The 17,060-nt window shown below is 38.2% G+C and carries 22 protein-coding genes; 13 read left to right on the top strand and 9 right to left on the bottom strand.

Annotated elements, in window-relative coordinates; translation table 11 throughout:
• The first annotated feature begins 165 nt into the window (after positions 1-165).
• From IM450_RS19115 to IM450_RS19075, 10 genes are all read left to right on the top strand, one after another.
• The gene (locus IM450_RS19115) at positions 166-369 is read left to right on the top strand and encodes a hypothetical protein (RefSeq protein ID WP_002800935.1); all 204 of its coding nucleotides are present in this window, start codon (positions 166-168) and stop codon (positions 367-369) included.
• Positions 370-504: 135 nt separating this feature from the next.
• Complete coding sequence (locus IM450_RS19110; protein ID WP_039900529.1) at positions 505-711, top strand: type II toxin-antitoxin system HicB family antitoxin; 207 nt, start codon at positions 505-507, stop codon at positions 709-711.
• Positions 704-916, top strand: coding sequence for a type II toxin-antitoxin system HicA family toxin (locus IM450_RS19105; RefSeq protein ID WP_002759169.1), 213 nt, complete (start codon positions 704-706; stop codon positions 914-916). The genes IM450_RS19110 and IM450_RS19105 overlap by 8 nt, the downstream gene beginning before the upstream one ends.
• 18 nt (positions 917-934) lie before the next feature.
• Positions 935-1,093, top strand: a complete 159-nt coding sequence (locus tag IM450_RS19100; RefSeq protein ID WP_002800938.1) for a hypothetical protein — start codon at positions 935-937, stop codon at positions 1,091-1,093.
• A 299-nt stretch (positions 1,094-1,392) separates the two neighbouring features.
• A complete protein-coding gene (locus tag IM450_RS19095; RefSeq protein ID WP_002740810.1) occupies positions 1,393-1,674 on the top strand; it encodes a type II toxin-antitoxin system RelE/ParE family toxin in 282 nt (93 codons plus the stop codon).
• A gap of 9 nt (positions 1,675-1,683) precedes the next feature.
• On the top strand, positions 1,684-1,998 hold the full coding sequence (locus IM450_RS19090; protein WP_036399402.1) for a HigA family addiction module antitoxin: 315 nt from the start codon (positions 1,684-1,686) through the stop codon (positions 1,996-1,998).
• Positions 1,999-2,351: 353 nt separating this feature from the next.
• Positions 2,352-2,558, top strand: a complete 207-nt coding sequence (locus IM450_RS19085; RefSeq protein WP_002740815.1) for a type II toxin-antitoxin system HicB family antitoxin — start codon at positions 2,352-2,354, stop codon at positions 2,556-2,558.
• Positions 2,548-2,769 (top strand): type II toxin-antitoxin system HicA family toxin, encoded by a 222-nt coding sequence (locus IM450_RS19080; RefSeq protein WP_002790990.1) that lies wholly within the window; start codon positions 2,548-2,550, stop codon positions 2,767-2,769. The genes IM450_RS19085 and IM450_RS19080 overlap by 11 nt, the downstream gene beginning before the upstream one ends.
• A 125-nt stretch (positions 2,770-2,894) precedes the next feature.
• Positions 2,895-3,185: a hypothetical protein gene (locus IM450_RS22755; RefSeq protein ID WP_425590321.1), complete on the top strand. Its 291-nt coding sequence runs from the start codon at positions 2,895-2,897 to the stop codon at positions 3,183-3,185.
• Positions 3,070-6,432, top strand: coding sequence for a CHAT domain-containing protein (locus IM450_RS19075; protein WP_425590320.1), 3,363 nt, complete (start codon positions 3,070-3,072; stop codon positions 6,430-6,432). Before IM450_RS22755 ends, IM450_RS19075 begins: the two co-directional genes overlap by 116 nt.
• Before the next feature lie 79 nt (positions 6,433-6,511).
• Here the strand turns inward: IM450_RS19075 and IM450_RS19070 are convergent, their stop codons facing one another.
• Positions 6,512-6,913: a hypothetical protein gene (locus tag IM450_RS19070; protein ID WP_008206040.1), complete on the bottom strand. Its 402-nt coding sequence runs from the start codon at positions 6,911-6,913 to the stop codon at positions 6,512-6,514.
• Between the two features lie 210 nt (positions 6,914-7,123).
• On the opposite strand from IM450_RS19070, the gene IM450_RS19065 reads away from it, so the two are divergent.
• On the top strand, positions 7,124-7,249 hold the full coding sequence (locus IM450_RS19065; RefSeq protein ID WP_287666591.1) for a hypothetical protein: 126 nt from the start codon (positions 7,124-7,126) through the stop codon (positions 7,247-7,249).
• Here IM450_RS19065 and IM450_RS19060 read toward each other — a convergent pair.
• From IM450_RS19060 to bchL, 6 genes are all read right to left on the bottom strand, one after another.
• On the bottom strand, positions 7,246-8,049 hold the full coding sequence (locus IM450_RS19060; RefSeq protein WP_287666588.1) for a nucleoside phosphorylase: 804 nt from the start codon (positions 8,047-8,049) through the stop codon (positions 7,246-7,248). The genes IM450_RS19065 and IM450_RS19060 overlap by 4 nt on opposite strands.
• A 111-nt stretch (positions 8,050-8,160) precedes the next feature.
• A complete protein-coding gene (locus IM450_RS19055) occupies positions 8,161-8,805 on the bottom strand; it encodes an RloB family protein (RefSeq protein ID WP_287725191.1) in 645 nt (214 codons plus the stop codon).
• A 1-nt stretch (position 8,806) separates the two neighbouring features.
• The gene (locus tag IM450_RS19050; RefSeq protein WP_287666582.1) at positions 8,807-10,099 is read right to left on the bottom strand and encodes an AAA family ATPase; all 1,293 of its coding nucleotides are present in this window, start codon (positions 10,097-10,099) and stop codon (positions 8,807-8,809) included.
• Positions 10,100-10,268: 169 nt separating this feature from the next.
• Complete coding sequence (locus IM450_RS19045) at positions 10,269-11,669, bottom strand: ferredoxin:protochlorophyllide reductase (ATP-dependent) subunit N (RefSeq protein WP_002740797.1); 1,401 nt, start codon at positions 11,667-11,669, stop codon at positions 10,269-10,271.
• 16 nt (positions 11,670-11,685) lie between these two features.
• A complete protein-coding gene (locus IM450_RS19040) occupies positions 11,686-12,450 on the bottom strand; it encodes a DUF5331 domain-containing protein (RefSeq protein WP_287666577.1) in 765 nt (254 codons plus the stop codon).
• Between the two features lie 132 nt (positions 12,451-12,582).
• Entirely contained in the window at positions 12,583-13,452 is an 870-nt protein-coding gene (gene bchL / locus IM450_RS19035) for a ferredoxin:protochlorophyllide reductase (ATP-dependent) iron-sulfur ATP-binding protein (RefSeq protein ID WP_002759152.1), read from the bottom strand.
• Positions 13,453-13,912: 460 nt separating this feature from the next.
• Here bchL and IM450_RS19030 point away from each other — a divergent pair, with 460 nt between their 5' ends.
• Both IM450_RS19030 and IM450_RS19025 read left to right on the top strand, forming a co-directional pair.
• A complete protein-coding gene (locus IM450_RS19030) occupies positions 13,913-14,743 on the top strand; it encodes a hypothetical protein (RefSeq protein ID WP_287666574.1) in 831 nt (276 codons plus the stop codon).
• Positions 14,744-14,762: 19 nt separating this feature from the next.
• The gene (locus IM450_RS19025; protein WP_002800951.1) at positions 14,763-14,942 is read left to right on the top strand and encodes a hypothetical protein; all 180 of its coding nucleotides are present in this window, start codon (positions 14,763-14,765) and stop codon (positions 14,940-14,942) included.
• Between the two features lie 181 nt (positions 14,943-15,123).
• Here the strand turns inward: IM450_RS19025 and IM450_RS19020 are convergent, their stop codons facing one another.
• Complete coding sequence (locus tag IM450_RS19020; protein WP_287666572.1) at positions 15,124-16,332, bottom strand: 4-hydroxy-3-methylbut-2-enyl diphosphate reductase; 1,209 nt, start codon at positions 16,330-16,332, stop codon at positions 15,124-15,126.
• A gap of 94 nt (positions 16,333-16,426) precedes the next feature.
• Positions 16,427-16,900: a CRR6 family NdhI maturation factor gene (locus IM450_RS19015; protein ID WP_287657353.1), complete on the bottom strand. Its 474-nt coding sequence runs from the start codon at positions 16,898-16,900 to the stop codon at positions 16,427-16,429.
• Between the last annotated feature and the right edge of the window lie 160 nt (positions 16,901-17,060).

Genomic DNA, 17,060 nt, shown 5'->3' with positions numbered 1-17,060 from the left:
GTAAGGAGATGCTACCGTTTCTGTAAAAATTTTGGGATTATGAAGAAGATATTTAATCTTTTAATCAACCTTAAACTATTTACTTTTCCTAATCTCCACAATTACGATGCTTTTTCATGTCTTATTTGAAAACGCTATATAATTATAACAATCACAGTACAGACAATGAATGAACAACGCGCCCAAGCATATATTAATTTAATTGAACAGTTGCTCGCTTGTGCCGATGGTGAGGAAGCCAACATCCTGCAAGCTAATCAGGAATTGATTGATCCCGAATTTTTGCAGGTGATGGAAAACTATACAACAAGGTTAGAAGAACAAGGAAATAATAATCCTGTTGCTTGGTTACGGAACATAGCGCAATAGTTGGGGCAGTTTCTCAACCCTCAAGCGAGAAGTATAGAGGAATATCAGGGGTTTTTATTAGAAGTATTACAAGCAAAAGCAGAGATTAATGATGGCCGTGCTATAATAACTGACAACGATTATTATTATAAAAATATGCAGTATAAAGTCAGTCTTAAGAAAACAGAAGAAGGATATGCTGTTTGGTGTCCCGGTTTACCAGGCTGTGCTTCTCAAGGTACAACAAAAGAAGAAGCTCTCAATAATATTCAAGATGCTATTGTGTCTTATTTAGAAGTTGCCGAGGAATTGAATCAAGGTGTAGAATCTTGTTATGTGGAAGTTGAATTAAATCATGCCTAGTCTTCCCGGAATTAATCATCAACGAGCCATTAAAGCCTTTGAAAAAGCAGGATTTAGGATTGTTCGACAGGGTAAACATATTACAATGACTGATGGAGAGCATATCTTAACAATTCCCAGAGCTAATCCAATTAATGCTTATACAATGGGAACAATTATTAAAGGTGCCGGAATGTCTATTGAAGAATTTAAAAAACTTTTGTAAAAGCATCGGATTAAGGTTATGGACGAAAAACGCCCCCAAGCATATATTAATTTAATTGAACAGTTGCTCATTTGTGCTGATGATGAGGAGCGAACTAATATTCTGCAAGCTAATATGGAATTGATTGACCCTCAATTTTTGCAGATGATGGAAAACTATGCAACAGGGTTAGAATAATAAGGATACAATAATAACCATGCAGATTGATTTAACACAAAACTTTGGGCAATATCTCAATCCTCAAGCGAGAAATATAGAAGAATATGAGGTGTTTTTAACTGTTGGGGACATTGACAATAGGCTAAGGTGTTGTTAGCATATCCAACATGAAGGCTACCGCGATCATTTGTCGTCGCGTCATCTTGGCCCCAGACGCATTCGCAGAAGTCCCTGTCTGGCCTGTTCCCCAACCAGTTCTGCCATTGGAGCATCCTTACGTCATATACTTAAAAGTAGGATAAGAAATTGTTTAGAGAGTGATCCAAAACTTTAAAGATAAAGAAGCTCAAAAAGTTTTTGAACGTAAACATTCGCGTAAATTGCCATTAGATATCCAACAAGTGGCATTGCGAAAATTGCGGATGCTTAATCGTGCGGAAACCCTGCAAGATCTTCGTGTCCCACCAGCAAATCGATTGGAACGTCTGGTTGGTGACAGGGAAGGTCAATATAGCATTCGGGTTAACGATCAATGGCGAATTTGCTTTGTCTGGCAAAACGGTGATGCTCTAGACGTAGAAATCGTTGATTATCATTGAGGTAAAATAATGAATGAAGATAAACTAATGCCAATTCATCCCGGTGAGGTTCTTTTAGAGGAATTTATCAAGCCAATGAACCTTAGTCAGAATCAAATAGCTCTGGCTCTTGGAGTTCCCGAACAATGTATTAACGAAATCGTTCACGGAAAGCAGCCTATCACGGCGGATATAGCTCTTCGGTTAGCTCGTTATTTTGATATGTCACCGCGATTTTGGCTGGGATTACAAATGGATTACGATCTGGACGTTGTTGAAGATGAAATAGGAGATCAATTGGACAAAGAAGTTGCTGTAATGACAGTTATTTGTGCAGAAAAGTAATTTGTTTGATATGTTCTAAGGCAGAAACTTGGAATATATCAAACAAATTTGGCAGCGACCCCCCCTTGACAATCACGAATATTTATTGTATCACGTTAAATCATAAGGTTGGTCTCTCTCAAAAAAAATCACAGTCCATCACATAATCACATCAATCACAGTACAGACAATGATGGAAGACTATGCAACAGGGTTAGAAGAACAAAGAAATAATACTCCTGTTGCTTGGTTACGGGATATAAAGTATAGAATCTTGTTATGTAGAAGTCTAAAGCATGATCTATATGATTATTTAATTGACTGTCATTCTAGCCTGACCTATAATCATGGAAAGCTCAATCAGGAAAGTGAAAATGAGACAGGTACTTACAGCGAGAATTTTTCAAGAAGATAATTGGTTTGTTGCCCAATGTTTAGAGGTTGATGTTGCTAGTCAAGGGGAAACAGAAACCGAGGCGTTAAACAATCTGCAAGAGGCTTTAGAATTACATTTTGAACCGCCTTGTGCAACAGTTATTCCCCGATTACAGAAGATAGAGGTAGAAATCAATGCCGCTTAAGCCTTTATCTTATCGTGAGATTAAACGCAAGTTGGAAGCGGCAGGGTTTGAAGTTGTTAGTCAAAAGGGGAGTCATGTTAAGTTTGCCAAGGATACTCCCGAAGGAAAAATGACAACGATTGTTCCCTGTTATAAGGAGGTAACAATCGGTACAATTAGCAGTATTTTAAGGCAAGCGGGATTAAGAGTTGATGAGTTTGAGCGTTTATAGTTAATATCCTCTATAGCATTCTGTGTCATAATCGCCCTATATCAAGGGGACTCATCCTATCATAGAGTCATCCGCCAAAAAACATCATAGTCCCTCATTCAATCATTCTAATCACAGTACAGACAATGAATGAACAACGCGGCCAAGCTTATGTTAATTTAATTGAACAGTTGCTCACTTGTGCTGATGGTGAGGAACTCAATAATATTCTGCAAGCAAATCAGGAATTGATTGATCCCGAATTTTTGCAGGTGATGGAAAACTATGCAACATGGTTAGAAGAACAAGGAAATAATGATCATGCGGACTTGGTTACGGAATATGGCGCAACAATTGGGGCAGTATCTCAATTCTCAAGCGGCAACTATAGAGGAATATCAGGGGTTTTTATTAGAAGTCTTACAAGCAGAATATGAAAGTAATGATCCTGCGGTGGTTTATCCTATCCTACAACGCCGTCAACATCTTTTAGATGATACTTTTGCCCAACTGTTGCAACAATGGGCTAGAAATGTGTTTTCTGAATGGAATGCTGAAGAAGTGGCATTTAGTGCCAGGGTGATAGAAATTTTATGTATTCATATTTATCAGTTTAACTTAGGAAGTCGGGCTAATAATCTGGAAATTGCTATTACAGGATATCAGACCCTCTTAGAAGTATATACCCGTGAAGCTTTTCCTGAAGATTGGGCAGGGACACAAAAGACTCTGGGGATAGCTTATCATGAGCGCATTCTTGGGGAAAGGGCGAATAATCTAGAGTTAGCTATTGCAGCTTATAACCTGTCGTTAGAAGTATATACCCGTGATGCCTTTCCTGAAGATTGGGCAGGGACACAAAATAATCTGGGGAATGCTTATAGTCAACGCATCAGAGGTGAAAGAGTAGATAATCTAGAGTTAGCTATTGCAGCTTATAACCTGTCGTTAGAAGTATATACCCGTGATGCCTTTCCTCAAGCTTGGGCAATGAGACAAAATAATCTGGGAGAAGCTTATAGAAACCGCATTGTTGGGGAAAAGGCAGATAATGTAGAGTTAGCGATCGCAGCTTTTAACCATTCATTAGAAGTATATACCCGTAATGCCTTTCCTCAAGCTTGGGCAACTGCAAAAATCAATTTGGGGAATGCTTATCAAACTCGCATTGTTGGGGAAAGGGCAGATAATGTAGAGTTAGCAATCGCAGCTTATAACCAGTCTTTAGAAGTATATACCCGTGAAGCTTTTCCTCAAGATTGGGCAATGACACAAAATAATCTGGGGGCTGCTTATAGTGATCGAATCCTTGGGGAAAGGGCAGATAATGTAGAATTAGCGATCGCAGCTTATAACCAGTCATTAGAAGTATATACCCGTGAAGCCTTTCCTTATGAATGGGCAACGACACAAAATAATCTGGGGAATGCTTATCTATCTCGCAGTCTTGCTAAAGACTGGGCAAGATTACAAAATAATCTGGGGACGGCTTATATATCCCGAATTCTTGGGGAAGAGGCGGATAATCTAGAGTTAGCTATTGCAGCTTATAAGCAGTCATTAGAAGTATATACTCGTGATGCCTTTCCTGAAAATTGGGCAAGGAGACAAAATAATCTGGGGACGGCTTATATATTTCGCATTCTTGGGGAAAGGGCAGATAATCTAGAGTTAGCCATTGCTGCTTGTAACCATTCATTAGAAATATATACCCGTGAAGCCTTTCCTGAAGATTGGGCAAAGACACAAAATAATTTGGGGTTAGCTTATAGTAATCGCATCAGAGGGGAAAGGGCAGATAATCTAGAGTTAGCCATTGTGGCTTATAACCAGTCTTTAAAAGTATATACCCCGACGGCTTTTCCCATAAACTGCTTACAAACAGGACGAAACTTAGGAATTACTGCTAACCTTATCGAAGACTGGGAAACCGCCATCAAAGGCTACAACTTAGCCATCGAAGCAGTAGAAAATATCCGACTCGAAGCCTCAAACCCTCAACGACAACAAGAAATTCTCTCTGAGGCAATGGATGTTTATGATGGCATTGTTCAATCCTATCTCAACCTCAATCAACCAGATCGCGCCTTAGAATACGTTGAACGCAGCAAAACCCGCTATCTAGTCCAATTGCTTACTGATCGAGATATTTATCCTAAAGGTAATATCCCCCAAACGATTATTACCGAATTAGATCGCCTCCGTCGTGCCATTATTGGCGAAGAACAACGGTTAGCCATCCAAGAACAAACCCGCAATAGGGGAGAAATTTTAACCCCAGATCAACGAAAACAACCCATCTTAAATGACTATACTCACCTCAATAAATTAAAACAAGAATTAAAACAATTTATTGATCGTGAAATAACCCCCATAGACCCCACTTTTAGCTTAACTCAAAAGGTTGAAAGCATTCCTATAAGTGAGATTCAATCCTTAATTGATCAAGATACTGCCATCTTAGAATGGTATATTGCAGGGGATAGTATTATGGCGTTTATTGTTACTAATGAGGGTTTGATCCCCCCTAACCCCCCTTCAAAAGGGGGGAATAGTGAGGTGAAAGGGGTTAAAGTTTGGCAATCTTCAGCAGAAGATCGAGAAAAATTGATTAATTTTATTAAAGATTATCGTGACGCTTATGAAAATAATAAAACCGAGTGGATTAATAATCTTAATTTTCGTTTAAATCAACTATCAGAAATTCTCCACATTGATGAACTTTTAGAACTGATCCCTAAATCTTGCTCTCGTCTCATCCTAATTCCCCATTGGTTTTTACATATTATTCCCCTTCATTGTTTACCCCTAAAAAATGGACAATTTCTCTATCAATGCTTTTCTAAAGGGGTAGGATATGTTCCCAGTTGCCAACTTTTAAAACTGGTAAAATTATCACAGCGAGAAAACTTTACTCGTCTTTTTGCCATTAAAAACCCCACCAGAAAAGACCTAAAACCTCTCTTAGGTGCAAATCTAGAAATCGAGAGAATTAGTCAAGGATTTGCCACTGAAAAAACCATTATTATTGGGGAATTAGAAGCATCAGAACAAACTCTAGAAAACCGTCGTCAAGAATTACAAGCATCTCATTGTATTCACTTTTCTTGTCATGGTAAATTTAATAATGAATCCCCTAGAGACTCAGCTTTAATGTTAGCAGATCCAGACGGTAACTTAGGAAAATCAGCTAACCTTACTCTAGCAGAAGTATTTGAAAAATTTGACTTAAGAGAATGTCGTTTAGTCACCTTTTCTGCTTGTGAAAGTGGTATAATCGAAAGTAAAGCTGATAGTATTAGTGATGAATATGTGGGTTTACCTAGTGGTTTTCTATTTGCAGGTAGTTCTAGTGTAGTTAGTACCCTTTGGACAGTAGATCCCCTAGCAACTACGTTATTTATGACTAAATTTTATCACGATCTTAAACGAATTTCTATCCGAGATCAAGGGAGTATTGCTATTGTTTTAAATAATACTCAAACCTGGTTAATAACATTGAATAGTAAAAAATTAGCCAGAATTAAAGATAGTCAAAAATTCCAGCAATTACTCGATCGAGTCTTTGAAAGTAAACGGGATAGAAGAAAATTCCAAGACTTATTAGAAGCTGCGGTTAAACGTGAACCCTATCCCTTTGCTAATCCCTATTATTGGACTGCATTTATCGCTACAGGGGTTTAATCTATTGTTCCTTGAGAATACAATTAAGTTGAGGTATTCTCCCCCCTTTTTAAGGGGGGTTGGGGGGGATCACTTTGATTCAAGAATCAGGATAATTTTGACAAAATTTATCCAGTCCTTGATCCTGAATATAAACAGCAACTATAGCAGATAAAATTCCCGCGACTTGCGGAGGACACATCAAATATCCTACAATAATACCTGTTAAAGTAGGGATAAGTGCGGGTAAATATTTTTCTCGCAACTTCGGTTGACAAATAGAATCCCGACATTTATTAAGAACAATAACAAACCAACGAAAATCAGCATTATCTTCTACCCCTTCAATCCCGTTACGAGTGGCAATAGACTCAGCAGCATCTGCTAAATCTCCCTCCCATTCCTCAATAACATCAAGTGCAATTAAAGCGTTCTCATTGTCCGCAAATTGAATACGGTACTGAGCAATTTTTTCCGGTGTTAACTGCGTTGCGTCTGACATAATATGATTCTTAAAGCTAAAACCAATTTTTTCCCATTATCTCACCTTATAATCGTCTCGTCGCTAAAGGTTTTGACTTTACCGATGGCAAGTTAATCCGGTCAAGATTAGCTTAGAAGACTAAGAATAAGCGAATTTTTGGGGTGAGAATTTACTTTTGTCAAAAATTATTACATATTCGCCAAAAAATACACTTTTTTGAGCAAATTAATGTACCCTAATTATACAAGGCGATCAATTATTTTGTCCCAAGAATTACGCGCTAAACGTATCTCCTGTTATCCCCAAAGTCAGGAAAAAGAGGAAGTCTTAATGAAGATGATTTCTGAACATTAATCAATTGAGGATAGGGAGAGGTTGCTAACGGTCAATATTGCCACCTGAATCGCTTTTTCGATAGCCTGTTGTTTGCTTTCTAAACTAATCCCTTCCTCTTTGTTTCTTTGGGCAATCACAGCACAAATACAAGCGGCAGTAAATCCATAAACCCCCGCCATTTTAAATAAAGTTCCCGCTTCCATTTCATAATTGAGAATATTTAAACGTCGATATTCTTCCGTAATTCCCTCTAAGTGACGCTGAAGATAAGGGTTAGCGGAAGACACAATTCTTTCCTGTCCTTCATAAAAACTATCCACAGAAGCGGTAATACCTAAATGATAATTTACTCCCAAAAATTGAGCCGATTTGACTAGAGCAACTGTCAAAAAAGGATCCGCCACTGCGGGATATTCCGGAGGAGCAATATCATTAGCTGCACCTTGCCTACATAAAGCCGCTTGCGAGATAATAATATCACCAATTTTTATTCTATTTTGAATTGCGCCACAAGTACCGATACGAATAATAGTTTTAATTCCCATCTGTATTAATTCATTAACCACAATACTCAAAGATGGCGCACCCATGCCACTGGTAGCCAGAAGAATTGGGGTAGAATTATCTAGATAGCCAAGATAACTATTTAATCCGCGATAATCCGATAGTAAACGTGCATTTTGTAAATAAGTTTCAGCAATATAGCGCGAGCGTTCTGGTTCCCCCGATAATAGGGTGATAGTCGGTTTTGCCGTGCCTAAATCCTCACTGCTAAAGTTGAGATGATAGGGTTTTTGGTGAGATAAGTTATTGGACATTTAAATCAAATTAAGAGCAGTTACTTTGGTTAAATAGGCTTTTAGTTATTATAACAACTTTAGGTTTCAATTAAAATTAAATATTTAATTATTGACAAAAGAGAATCAAGCTTAAGGACGACTATTGATGTTAAGTTCTTGCACTAATTCGTGTACTGTGGTTGAGGGATTGGCATCAAAAGGATGTTTTTTGGCTTCATCTCTATCTTGAATAAGTTTTGCTGCATTAGTGATTGCTGTTGTCTGGTATGGCTTTAATTTTTCGTACATATCCTCTCGATTTTTTTTATATTTTTCTTTCTTGTTTAATAATCCATACTTTTGCATCTGTTTAGTTAAAATTGTTAGGTATTCACTTCGGGATGTGGCAATATCCAGATATTGAAAGTGTAAAATAAACCAAATTTCAAAAGCTTCATTAGAATAGGCAATCTTGATATTTTTTTGTTTAGCCAGTCCTTCTGCTTGATTAAATTGCTCTTTAGAACAGTTATCTTTATCAAAAACGCACCAGATTTGATCAAATGAGTCATCTTTGTTTACATTATCTATAATCTTAATAGCTTTTTCTACTAAACTCAAGCTATTTTTACCTTCACCTTTCACCCTAACTTCAATTTTCTTAGGAACAGTAAAAGCCTTAAAATAGTTAACTTCAGTTTTTTCTCCCTCGCAAATAATTAAAAATCTTTTTCTTGTTTCTCTAGTCTTAGTTTGGCGACGCAAATAATCGGAAGTATTCCTGTTGTTACTCATACTAATTACCAATAATTGTACTTAAATCACCAATAAAAGGTATTGCTCCATAACGACCTTGAATATAATCTTTTTCAAAGGTATTATTATTATTAATATCAGCAAATTCCACCAAAGAATATAAATCTGTTGCTCCTTGATGATTTTTTTCGGTAAACCAAATTTGATCCCTCCTTAAAAATTTATGACTAAGTAAATTAATATCGTGAGTAGTAAAAATAAGTTGAGCATTTTTGGGATTAGTTTTCTGAGAATTAAATAATTCGATTATACTTCTAGTCATTAAAGGATGAAGTCTGGCATCCAATTCATCAATTACTAAAACTTCCCCTCTTTGCAAAGTGTCTAAAATCGGTGCTGACAGAGCCAAAATCTTTTTAGTTCCATCAGATTCATGATTGTCCATATCAAAAATTTCTAACTCAATCATTTTACCTGTTGAGTCATACTTTGGATGATAGGTTTTTATGGTAGCGGACTTTATTTCACCGCTAGAGTGACTGATGATATTTCTGACAACATCCGGTAAATCTTGCGGGAGACTGTCTAAGGAAATTTTTCTGGTTTCTGTTTCTAGGTTGAGATTGTCAATACTTAAATCTAATTTTTTAATTAACTTAGTCACATCATCAATCAAATCTTGTCTATTAGAAAGATGCTCAAGCGTAATCGCTTTTAATAATTCCACATCTAACCCAGACACAACACCTAAGTGACTAAACCAAGAGACAATTTCCACCGCTAGAGAATTATTAAATTGAGCCGCTAGTGATAAAAACAGAGTATTTTTTTTTGTCAATCCTCTTAGTATATTACCCTGTTCAATATTTTTGCTATATTCTATTTTATCGCCTTGCCGATTAAAAATTTTAGTTTCACGACTTCTGGGTGTACAAAATAACCATTCGGAAACTACTCGCTTTTGAGTTACTTCAAATCCATATCTATAAGTTTTATTTTTTAGCTGAAAAACTATTTCAAAAAAGGATGGTTTATCAACAGTTTCGGTACTTAATCTAAAGTCTTCCACATCTATTTTGTCAGTGATTTGTAATTTTGCAGAATTCATGACAAACCGTCGCATAAAATTGAATGCCAGAATTAAATTACTCTTACCACTGGCATTTGCTCCATAAATAGCGGCACTTTTCAGTAAACTAATTTGTTGATTAACCTTAAAAACATTATTTTTATCAAGCTCATCATTACCACAGGCCTCCTCTGCAGCTACCATACTGAGAGTTACTACATCTTTAAAAGAGCGATAATTGCCGACACTAAATCCGATGAGCATTGCATATTAACCCTAAAAGTCTCTAAGGAATAAAGGAGACGATACTTTTATTTTATGCACTTGTTGAGCATTTGAACAAGAATTGTCCTCAGAATCGGCAAACAATCACAGAAAAAAGGTAAGGAATTAATTTTCCTTACCTGATGATTGTAGCCTTTTGAAAACAAATTTACACTTTTGCTGACTCTTTAACTAACTTATCCCAACCCAATTCCTTGAGGTTATTGTTGCGACGCAGGGGACGAGTAGCTAATTCTAAAATATCTCGCGCATTGGTAAAACCGTGGATTTGAGCAAAAGTAAATTCTACCGACCATTTAGTGTTAATTCCCCGCGCTTCTAAGGGATTTGCATGGGCCATTCCTGTAATCACTAAATCAGGTTTTAACTCGTAAATGCGCTGAATCTGATTGTAGTTATCAGGTTTTTCGATGATTTTCGGGATGGGAACACCCATATCATTACAGGTTTTTTCTAGTAATGCTAATTCGGCTGCTTGGTAGCGTTTATCCATGTAGGGAATACCGATTTCATCACAAGTCATCCCGCAACGAATTAGGAAACGTGCCAGAGAAATTTCTAGTAAATTATCCCCCATAAAGAAGACCGATTTACCGCGCACAAGTTGCAGATAATCCTCTAAACTTTCCCAAATTTTTGCCTCTCTTTCTTCTAATCCCTGCGGTTGTACTCCCAAAACAGAACAGATTTTTTCTATCCAAGCGCGGGTTCCATCTGGACCGATGGGAAAGGGTGCGCCAATTAATTTACACTTACGACGACGCATTAAAGTGGTGGCAGTTCGTGATAGAAAAGGATTGACACCAGCCACATAATAACCTTCTTCAATTACCGGTAATTCAGTAAACCGTTTGGCTGGCAACCAACCATCAATTTTAACTCCTTGTTTTTTCAATTCTAGGGTTAAATTGGTCACAATTGGGTCGGGAACGGAACCAAATAAAACTAAAGGAGGATGGTCTTTATATTCCGATTCTTCCTGTTTAATTTCTTCTTTTTTACGTCCAAAAGTTAGGAGTTTCTGGATGGCATTCCGTTCTTCTTTTTCATCTTCGTGCTTAACTTTTTCGGGACATTTATGCACCATGGAAGCGAGGACGGTATCTTCCCCTTGGGTAAAGGCATAATCTAAACCATTAGCGCGCGCTGTCACGATAGGAATACCGATTTCTGACTCTAGTTTCGGTGCTAATCCTTCTAAGTCCATTTTGATGATTTCGGTGGTACAAGTACCGATAAAAACGATAACGCTAGGGTTTCTATCTCGTTTAATTTGTAAGCAGAGGCGTTTTAATTCTTCGTAGTCTTTTAGTTGAGCGGAAATATCCCCTTCTTCTAATTCAGCCATGGCATAACGCGGTTCGGCAAAAATCATGACACCCATGGCATTTTGCAGGAAGTAACCACAGGTTTTTGTGCCGATAACAAGGAAGAAACTATCTTCGATTTTTTGGTATAACCAAGCAACACAGCTAATCGGACAAAAGGTGTGATAGTTGCCGGTTTCACAATCAAATTGTAAAGCGCTCGGTTCTTGAGTGGCAGTCATGTTTTTAGGTTCTCCTTTAACTTGGTTTATTTAGGTTTTCTTGTTGTAACTCTTGGCGGATTTTTTGCAGTACAGGATCCTCAGTAGGATATAAAGAATTACTTAATTCTCTTTCTTTCTTTTCTAGTCGTTTTTTCTCAGGATCAAAATTTAATCCTAAAACTTCTAGAAGTTTGTTTCCATCGGAACTAAGCTGACAAAAGGGATACATCCACACTGATAATTGAGATTCTAAAACGGTAATCGCACCTATAATTATGTCAGCACTAGGACGTTTACCACCGTCGGGAGTTTTTCGCCACGAATCTTTAGAATCCATTAAAGACTTAATCCACGGTTGATTGTTTTGGTAGTAATCTAACCATTTATCTGGTAAGATTTTTAGCAATTCCTCAAAAATAATTACTTTGTTTTTTTCGACTGATAATTGTTTTTCTCGGAATCCGTTGAGATATTCAGTGTGCGAATTAGACATCAGTAATTCTTTTTCCGATTTTTCCAACTCCTTTTTTTCAGAATCAAAATTTAGTCCTAAGACTTCTACCAGTTTGTCCCCATCGGAACTAAGTTGACAAAAGGGATACATCCACACTGATAACTTAGGTTCTAAAGCTGTTGCTGCCGCTATAATTATGTCAGCACTGGGACGTTTACCACCGTCGGGAGTTTTTCGCCACCAGCCTCTAGAATCCATTAAAGACTTAATCCAAGCTTGATTATTTTGGTAGTAATCTAACCATCGCCTCGGTAAGGTGGCTTTTAATTCCTCAAAGTTGCTCATTTTGTCCCATAAGTTAGGCTATTAACTAATAAGTTAATTCTTCGCCGTAACCCACCCAGAAAAAGAGTTTATTGGTGGTTATTGGTGGGTTTTGGTGGGTTACGCTGTCCCTAACCCACCCTACAAAATAATCTAAACCATCATCAGGTCTAATTCTTCCTCAGCGTTAACTTTGGGTTTATCGGCATTAAGATAGAAATCCGATAATAAAGTGAATAACTCCCGGTCGGCAGATTCTTTGGGAATAACTCCTTCTGGTTTGGCTAAAATCTGATCGGCAATGTTGAGATAATAGTCACAAACATAACTTAACATCGGATCCTTGTCGGCCATTTCAAAGAGAGTTTGACCTTTAACTCTGGAGACGCGAATATCTTCAATTAAGGGTAAAACTTCTAACACTGGCATGGGAACATGGTCCACATATTTATTAATTAAATCCCGTTTTGAGGTGCGATTGCCAATTAATCCGGCTAGTCGCAGGGGATGGGTGCGCGCTTTTTCGCGGACGGAAGCGGCGATGCGATTGGCGGCAAAAAGAGCATCAAAGCCGTTATCTGTGACAATTATGCAGTAATCGGCGTAATTTAAGGGAGCGGCAAATCCTCCACAGACCACATCCCCCAAAACATCGAACAAAATCACGTCAAATTCATCAAAAGCGTTCAATTCTTTTAATAATTTCACCGTTTCCCCGACGACGTAACCGCCACAACCGGCACCGGCCGGGGGTCCCCCCGCTTCCACGCATTTGACTCCACCGTAACCGTCATAGATAACGTCTTCGGGCCAGATGTCTTCGTAGTGAAAATCTTTTTCTTGTAGGGTATCGATGATTGTGGGAATCAGAAAGCCTGTCAGGGTGAAGGTGCTATCATGCTTGGGGTCACAGCCTATTTGTAGGACTTTTTTGCCTCTTTTGGCTAAAGCGGCCGAAATATTACAGCTTGTTGTCGATTTACCGATGCCACCTTTTCCGTAGACTGCGAGTGTTAAAGGCATGGAAGTTCTCCTAAATTTGCGCTTGAATGGTGAGTTTGTTTATCAGTGCTTTGATCGCCATTATTAACCATCTACCCACTCCTTGGAAAGAGGCTCAATTTTTATCTGCTATAGCTAGAGTGAGATTTAAAGCGTAAAAATTAGATAAATAATTTTTTAGAGCTTATAAAGTTTATGAAATTGATAAAAACTTATAAAAACAGCTTTGTTTATACATTTACTTTAAATACAAACAATAAACAAAAAACCGCAAAAGCTTTACAAAAACTCGATAAACAGGGTTTTACCGTGCCAAACCAGAACAAAAAAGGTCAAGATAGAGCCAGTCTAGAGACTGATGTCAGATTTTCGTGAATAATCATTACAATTTTCCCGGTCAGCAGATTAAATAAATCGATCCTGAGAAGGATGCTGAAAAAAGCTGTAGTACAATTAGAACAAAGTACCTGTAGGGTTTCCCATGCGAGTTAAGCAAAAAACGCTGACTACACTCTTGTTAGAGAATAAGGCTCCTAAATATCGTCCTTTTCTGGGTTTTTTTCTGGCTGGGGTTCCCTTGCTCTTTTTAGCATATTTGGTTTTTTTCCAGCGCGCTTATCTCGACTGCATTAGGTTAAGCACAAAAAGGATAGATTGTCAATATGTCCAAGAGTATAATTTTCCTGTTTCTAGTCGGGAAAATTTTTCTTTGACTCACATTAAAGCTACGGCTGTCTATCAAGAAGTTTTTATCAGTGTTGAGCAGGAAAAAACTGTTAATAACACGGTTTTATTGGTCGGGAGAAATAACCATCTCTACATCGAGAATTTTCGAGATGTGCAGTCAGCTAGTGATTTTAAAACCCGATTTGAGAGTTTTGTGAATAGATATCAAGCTCAGGAAATTATTGCCAAAAGTCCCCTAGATACCTTTTCATCACTGCTAGAACACCACCATAATTATCCCTATTATCTCTGGGGTATGTTATGCTTATTGTCTGGTCTATTGTTACTTTATGATGCCAGCTATCGGGAGAGTTATGTCTTTAATCAGGGTACCGCTACCCTAACCCGTAGGCGACAACATTTAACTTTTAGAAGTAAAAGTGATTATCTTCTAGAGAGAATTGTTGAGGCAAAAGTAGAAGAGTACAAAGGCTTTTTAGGGTCTAATTACCGACGGATTATTTTAACCTTATCCAACGGGGAAAAAATTATTCTCAATCGCCGTTTACTGGAATCTATCAGTAAGGGAAAAAGGGAAGAAAAAATTCTGGCAATGATTACCGAAAAGTTAAACTTAACTCAATAGGAACTGTTAATCTAAGTAAATGCGCTCTAGTTATTTAAAGTCTCTTTTTTTCGGTTTCCTATTAGTCACCGTGTTAGTTTATATATTGCGCGGCATGGGAATATTATCTTTTTTACCCGGAGGATTAATTTTGTTATTAATTCTCTCTTCCGTGGTGACGGGAATTATCTACGGAATCGATAAAACCCGCCGTTTTTAGGAAAATATCTGCTCTTCCTTCCAGACAGAAACGAGAAGAGCCGAACGGTTCTACTGATAATGGTAAACCCAAACGTCAGTTTGTCAGCAATCCCACGGATAAAAATAACTGATGGTGAGCAATAGATATTTCTCCAAAATTGAGATGCAGCCATTGCCAAAGGCTAACACACCTAGGCTAATTACGGAGAGACTAAAGAAGATTTGAACGCAAAAATTTTCTCGATTACCTCTTCTACCACCTTATCAGGAGTGGAAGCACCAGAAGTCACTCCGACGACAATTTTTCCCTCATTTAACCAGTTATCGGTGATAATTAAATCGTCCCCTAAAGGTTTATGTTCGATGCGATTACCGGGGAGAATGCGCTCGGCACTATCGATATGATAGGAGGGAATGGCACGCTCGATCGCTATTTCCTGTAGGTGAGTGGTATTAGAGGAATTATAACCGCCAATTACCACCATTAAAGAAAGCGGTTCTTTCACCAGTTCAAACATGGCATCTTGACGCTCTTGAGTGGCATCACAGATGGTATTAAAACTCATGAAATGATCTTTAAAATCGATCGGTCCGTACTTTCTCAACATAGTATGCTCGAAGAGTTTGCCAATTTCCTCCGTTTCACTTTTCAGCATCGTGGTTTGATTGGCAATACCGATATAATCTAGATCGCGATCGGGATCGAAATCCTGGGAATGGGCATTTTTAAACTTCTCTAAAAACTCGTTTTTATCGCCACCGTGGAGAATATAATTAGCGACATAATTAGCTTGAGCCAAATTTAAAACGATCAGATAAGTGCCAGCAAAAGAGCTAGTGGCGATCGTTTCTTCGTGATTATATTTGCCGTGAATAATCGAAGTGTGGTCGCTTTTTTTGTGCTTTTCCACGGAATTCCACACCTTAGAAACCCAGGGACAAGTGGTGTCCACAATCATGCAATCCTTATCGTTAAGTATTTGCATTTCCGAGACACTGGCCCCAAAAGCGGGTAAAATCACCACATCCCCCGATTCCACCACGCTAAAGTCTTTTTGGCCATTTTCCACCGGAATAAAACCCACGGCCATGGAGCGCAGACGCTGATTAACCGAGGGATTGTGAATAATTTCGTTAGTAATCCAGATACGTTCCTGGGGAAAATGTTGACGAGTTTCGTAGGCCATAGCAACAGCGCGTTCTACCCCCCAACAAAAACCAAAAGCTTGAGCGAGATAGATAGTCACGTCACCCCGTTCTAAACGATAATTATTTTCACGAATTTTTTGGATCAGGTCGCTTTGATACTCATTGGTCATCGCATCCATTACTTCCTCTTTATGACCGAATCCCTTGCGGTTATAGTTATCCGATTGCTGTAGGGTACGTTTAAAGGATTTTGTATCCATGATTCTCTGATAGGGGTATTAGTGGCGCTAAATTGGGCGAGACAGTAACTTGCCATATATTAAACATACCCTATCTAGTCAGCGCAGGAAGCCTTTAGAGACTAGAGAGAAATTCCTCGTCGATATCGTAACCAAACTGTTGAGCGAAAAATTTTAAGCGAGATAAAGCAGGAATTTGCTGACTTTTCAGCCAATCAGACAAAATAAAGAGTTTTTGCATCACAAAAATCTCCAAAGCTTCGGGATTATATTGAATTCCTTCCCCGCGATGGAATTGATGGGGGACCAACATAGCAGCATAACGGGCGATTTCTCCCTGTTTTGGGTCAAGAATAAAGATTAGCCAGGGATAAACCGCATCTAAACGCAGAAACCACAGCCTAACTTCCGGTATCTCCGATAATTCCCGCATATCACCCTCTGCGCGAGGATAATCTATCTCTAATTGTAGAGCTTGTTCTAGTTCGGCGATCGCTGATCGGGACCGATAATCTTGAATAATAGTCTCTAAGGATGAGAGATCGAGATTTTGAATCTGATTGGGGTTAAGAGCGATTTTGACAGTCATAGGGGCAAATAAAAGGTTATATCGGGCAAAATTACGGTTTTTTTATCCCCAGATCGGCAATGATCTATCTCAGAAAATACTCTCGATTGGGACAAAAAAACTAAGTATGACTATTCTCTCACTCCAGAGCGAGAGAGGGAAACTGGACTAAAATAGACCT

This window comes from Microcystis sp. M083S1 (genome assembly GCF_020246405.1).
GTDB lineage: Bacteria > Cyanobacteriota > Cyanobacteriia > Cyanobacteriales > Microcystaceae > Microcystis > Microcystis aeruginosa_C.
This window is presented reverse-complemented; position numbering and strand designations above follow the sequence as displayed.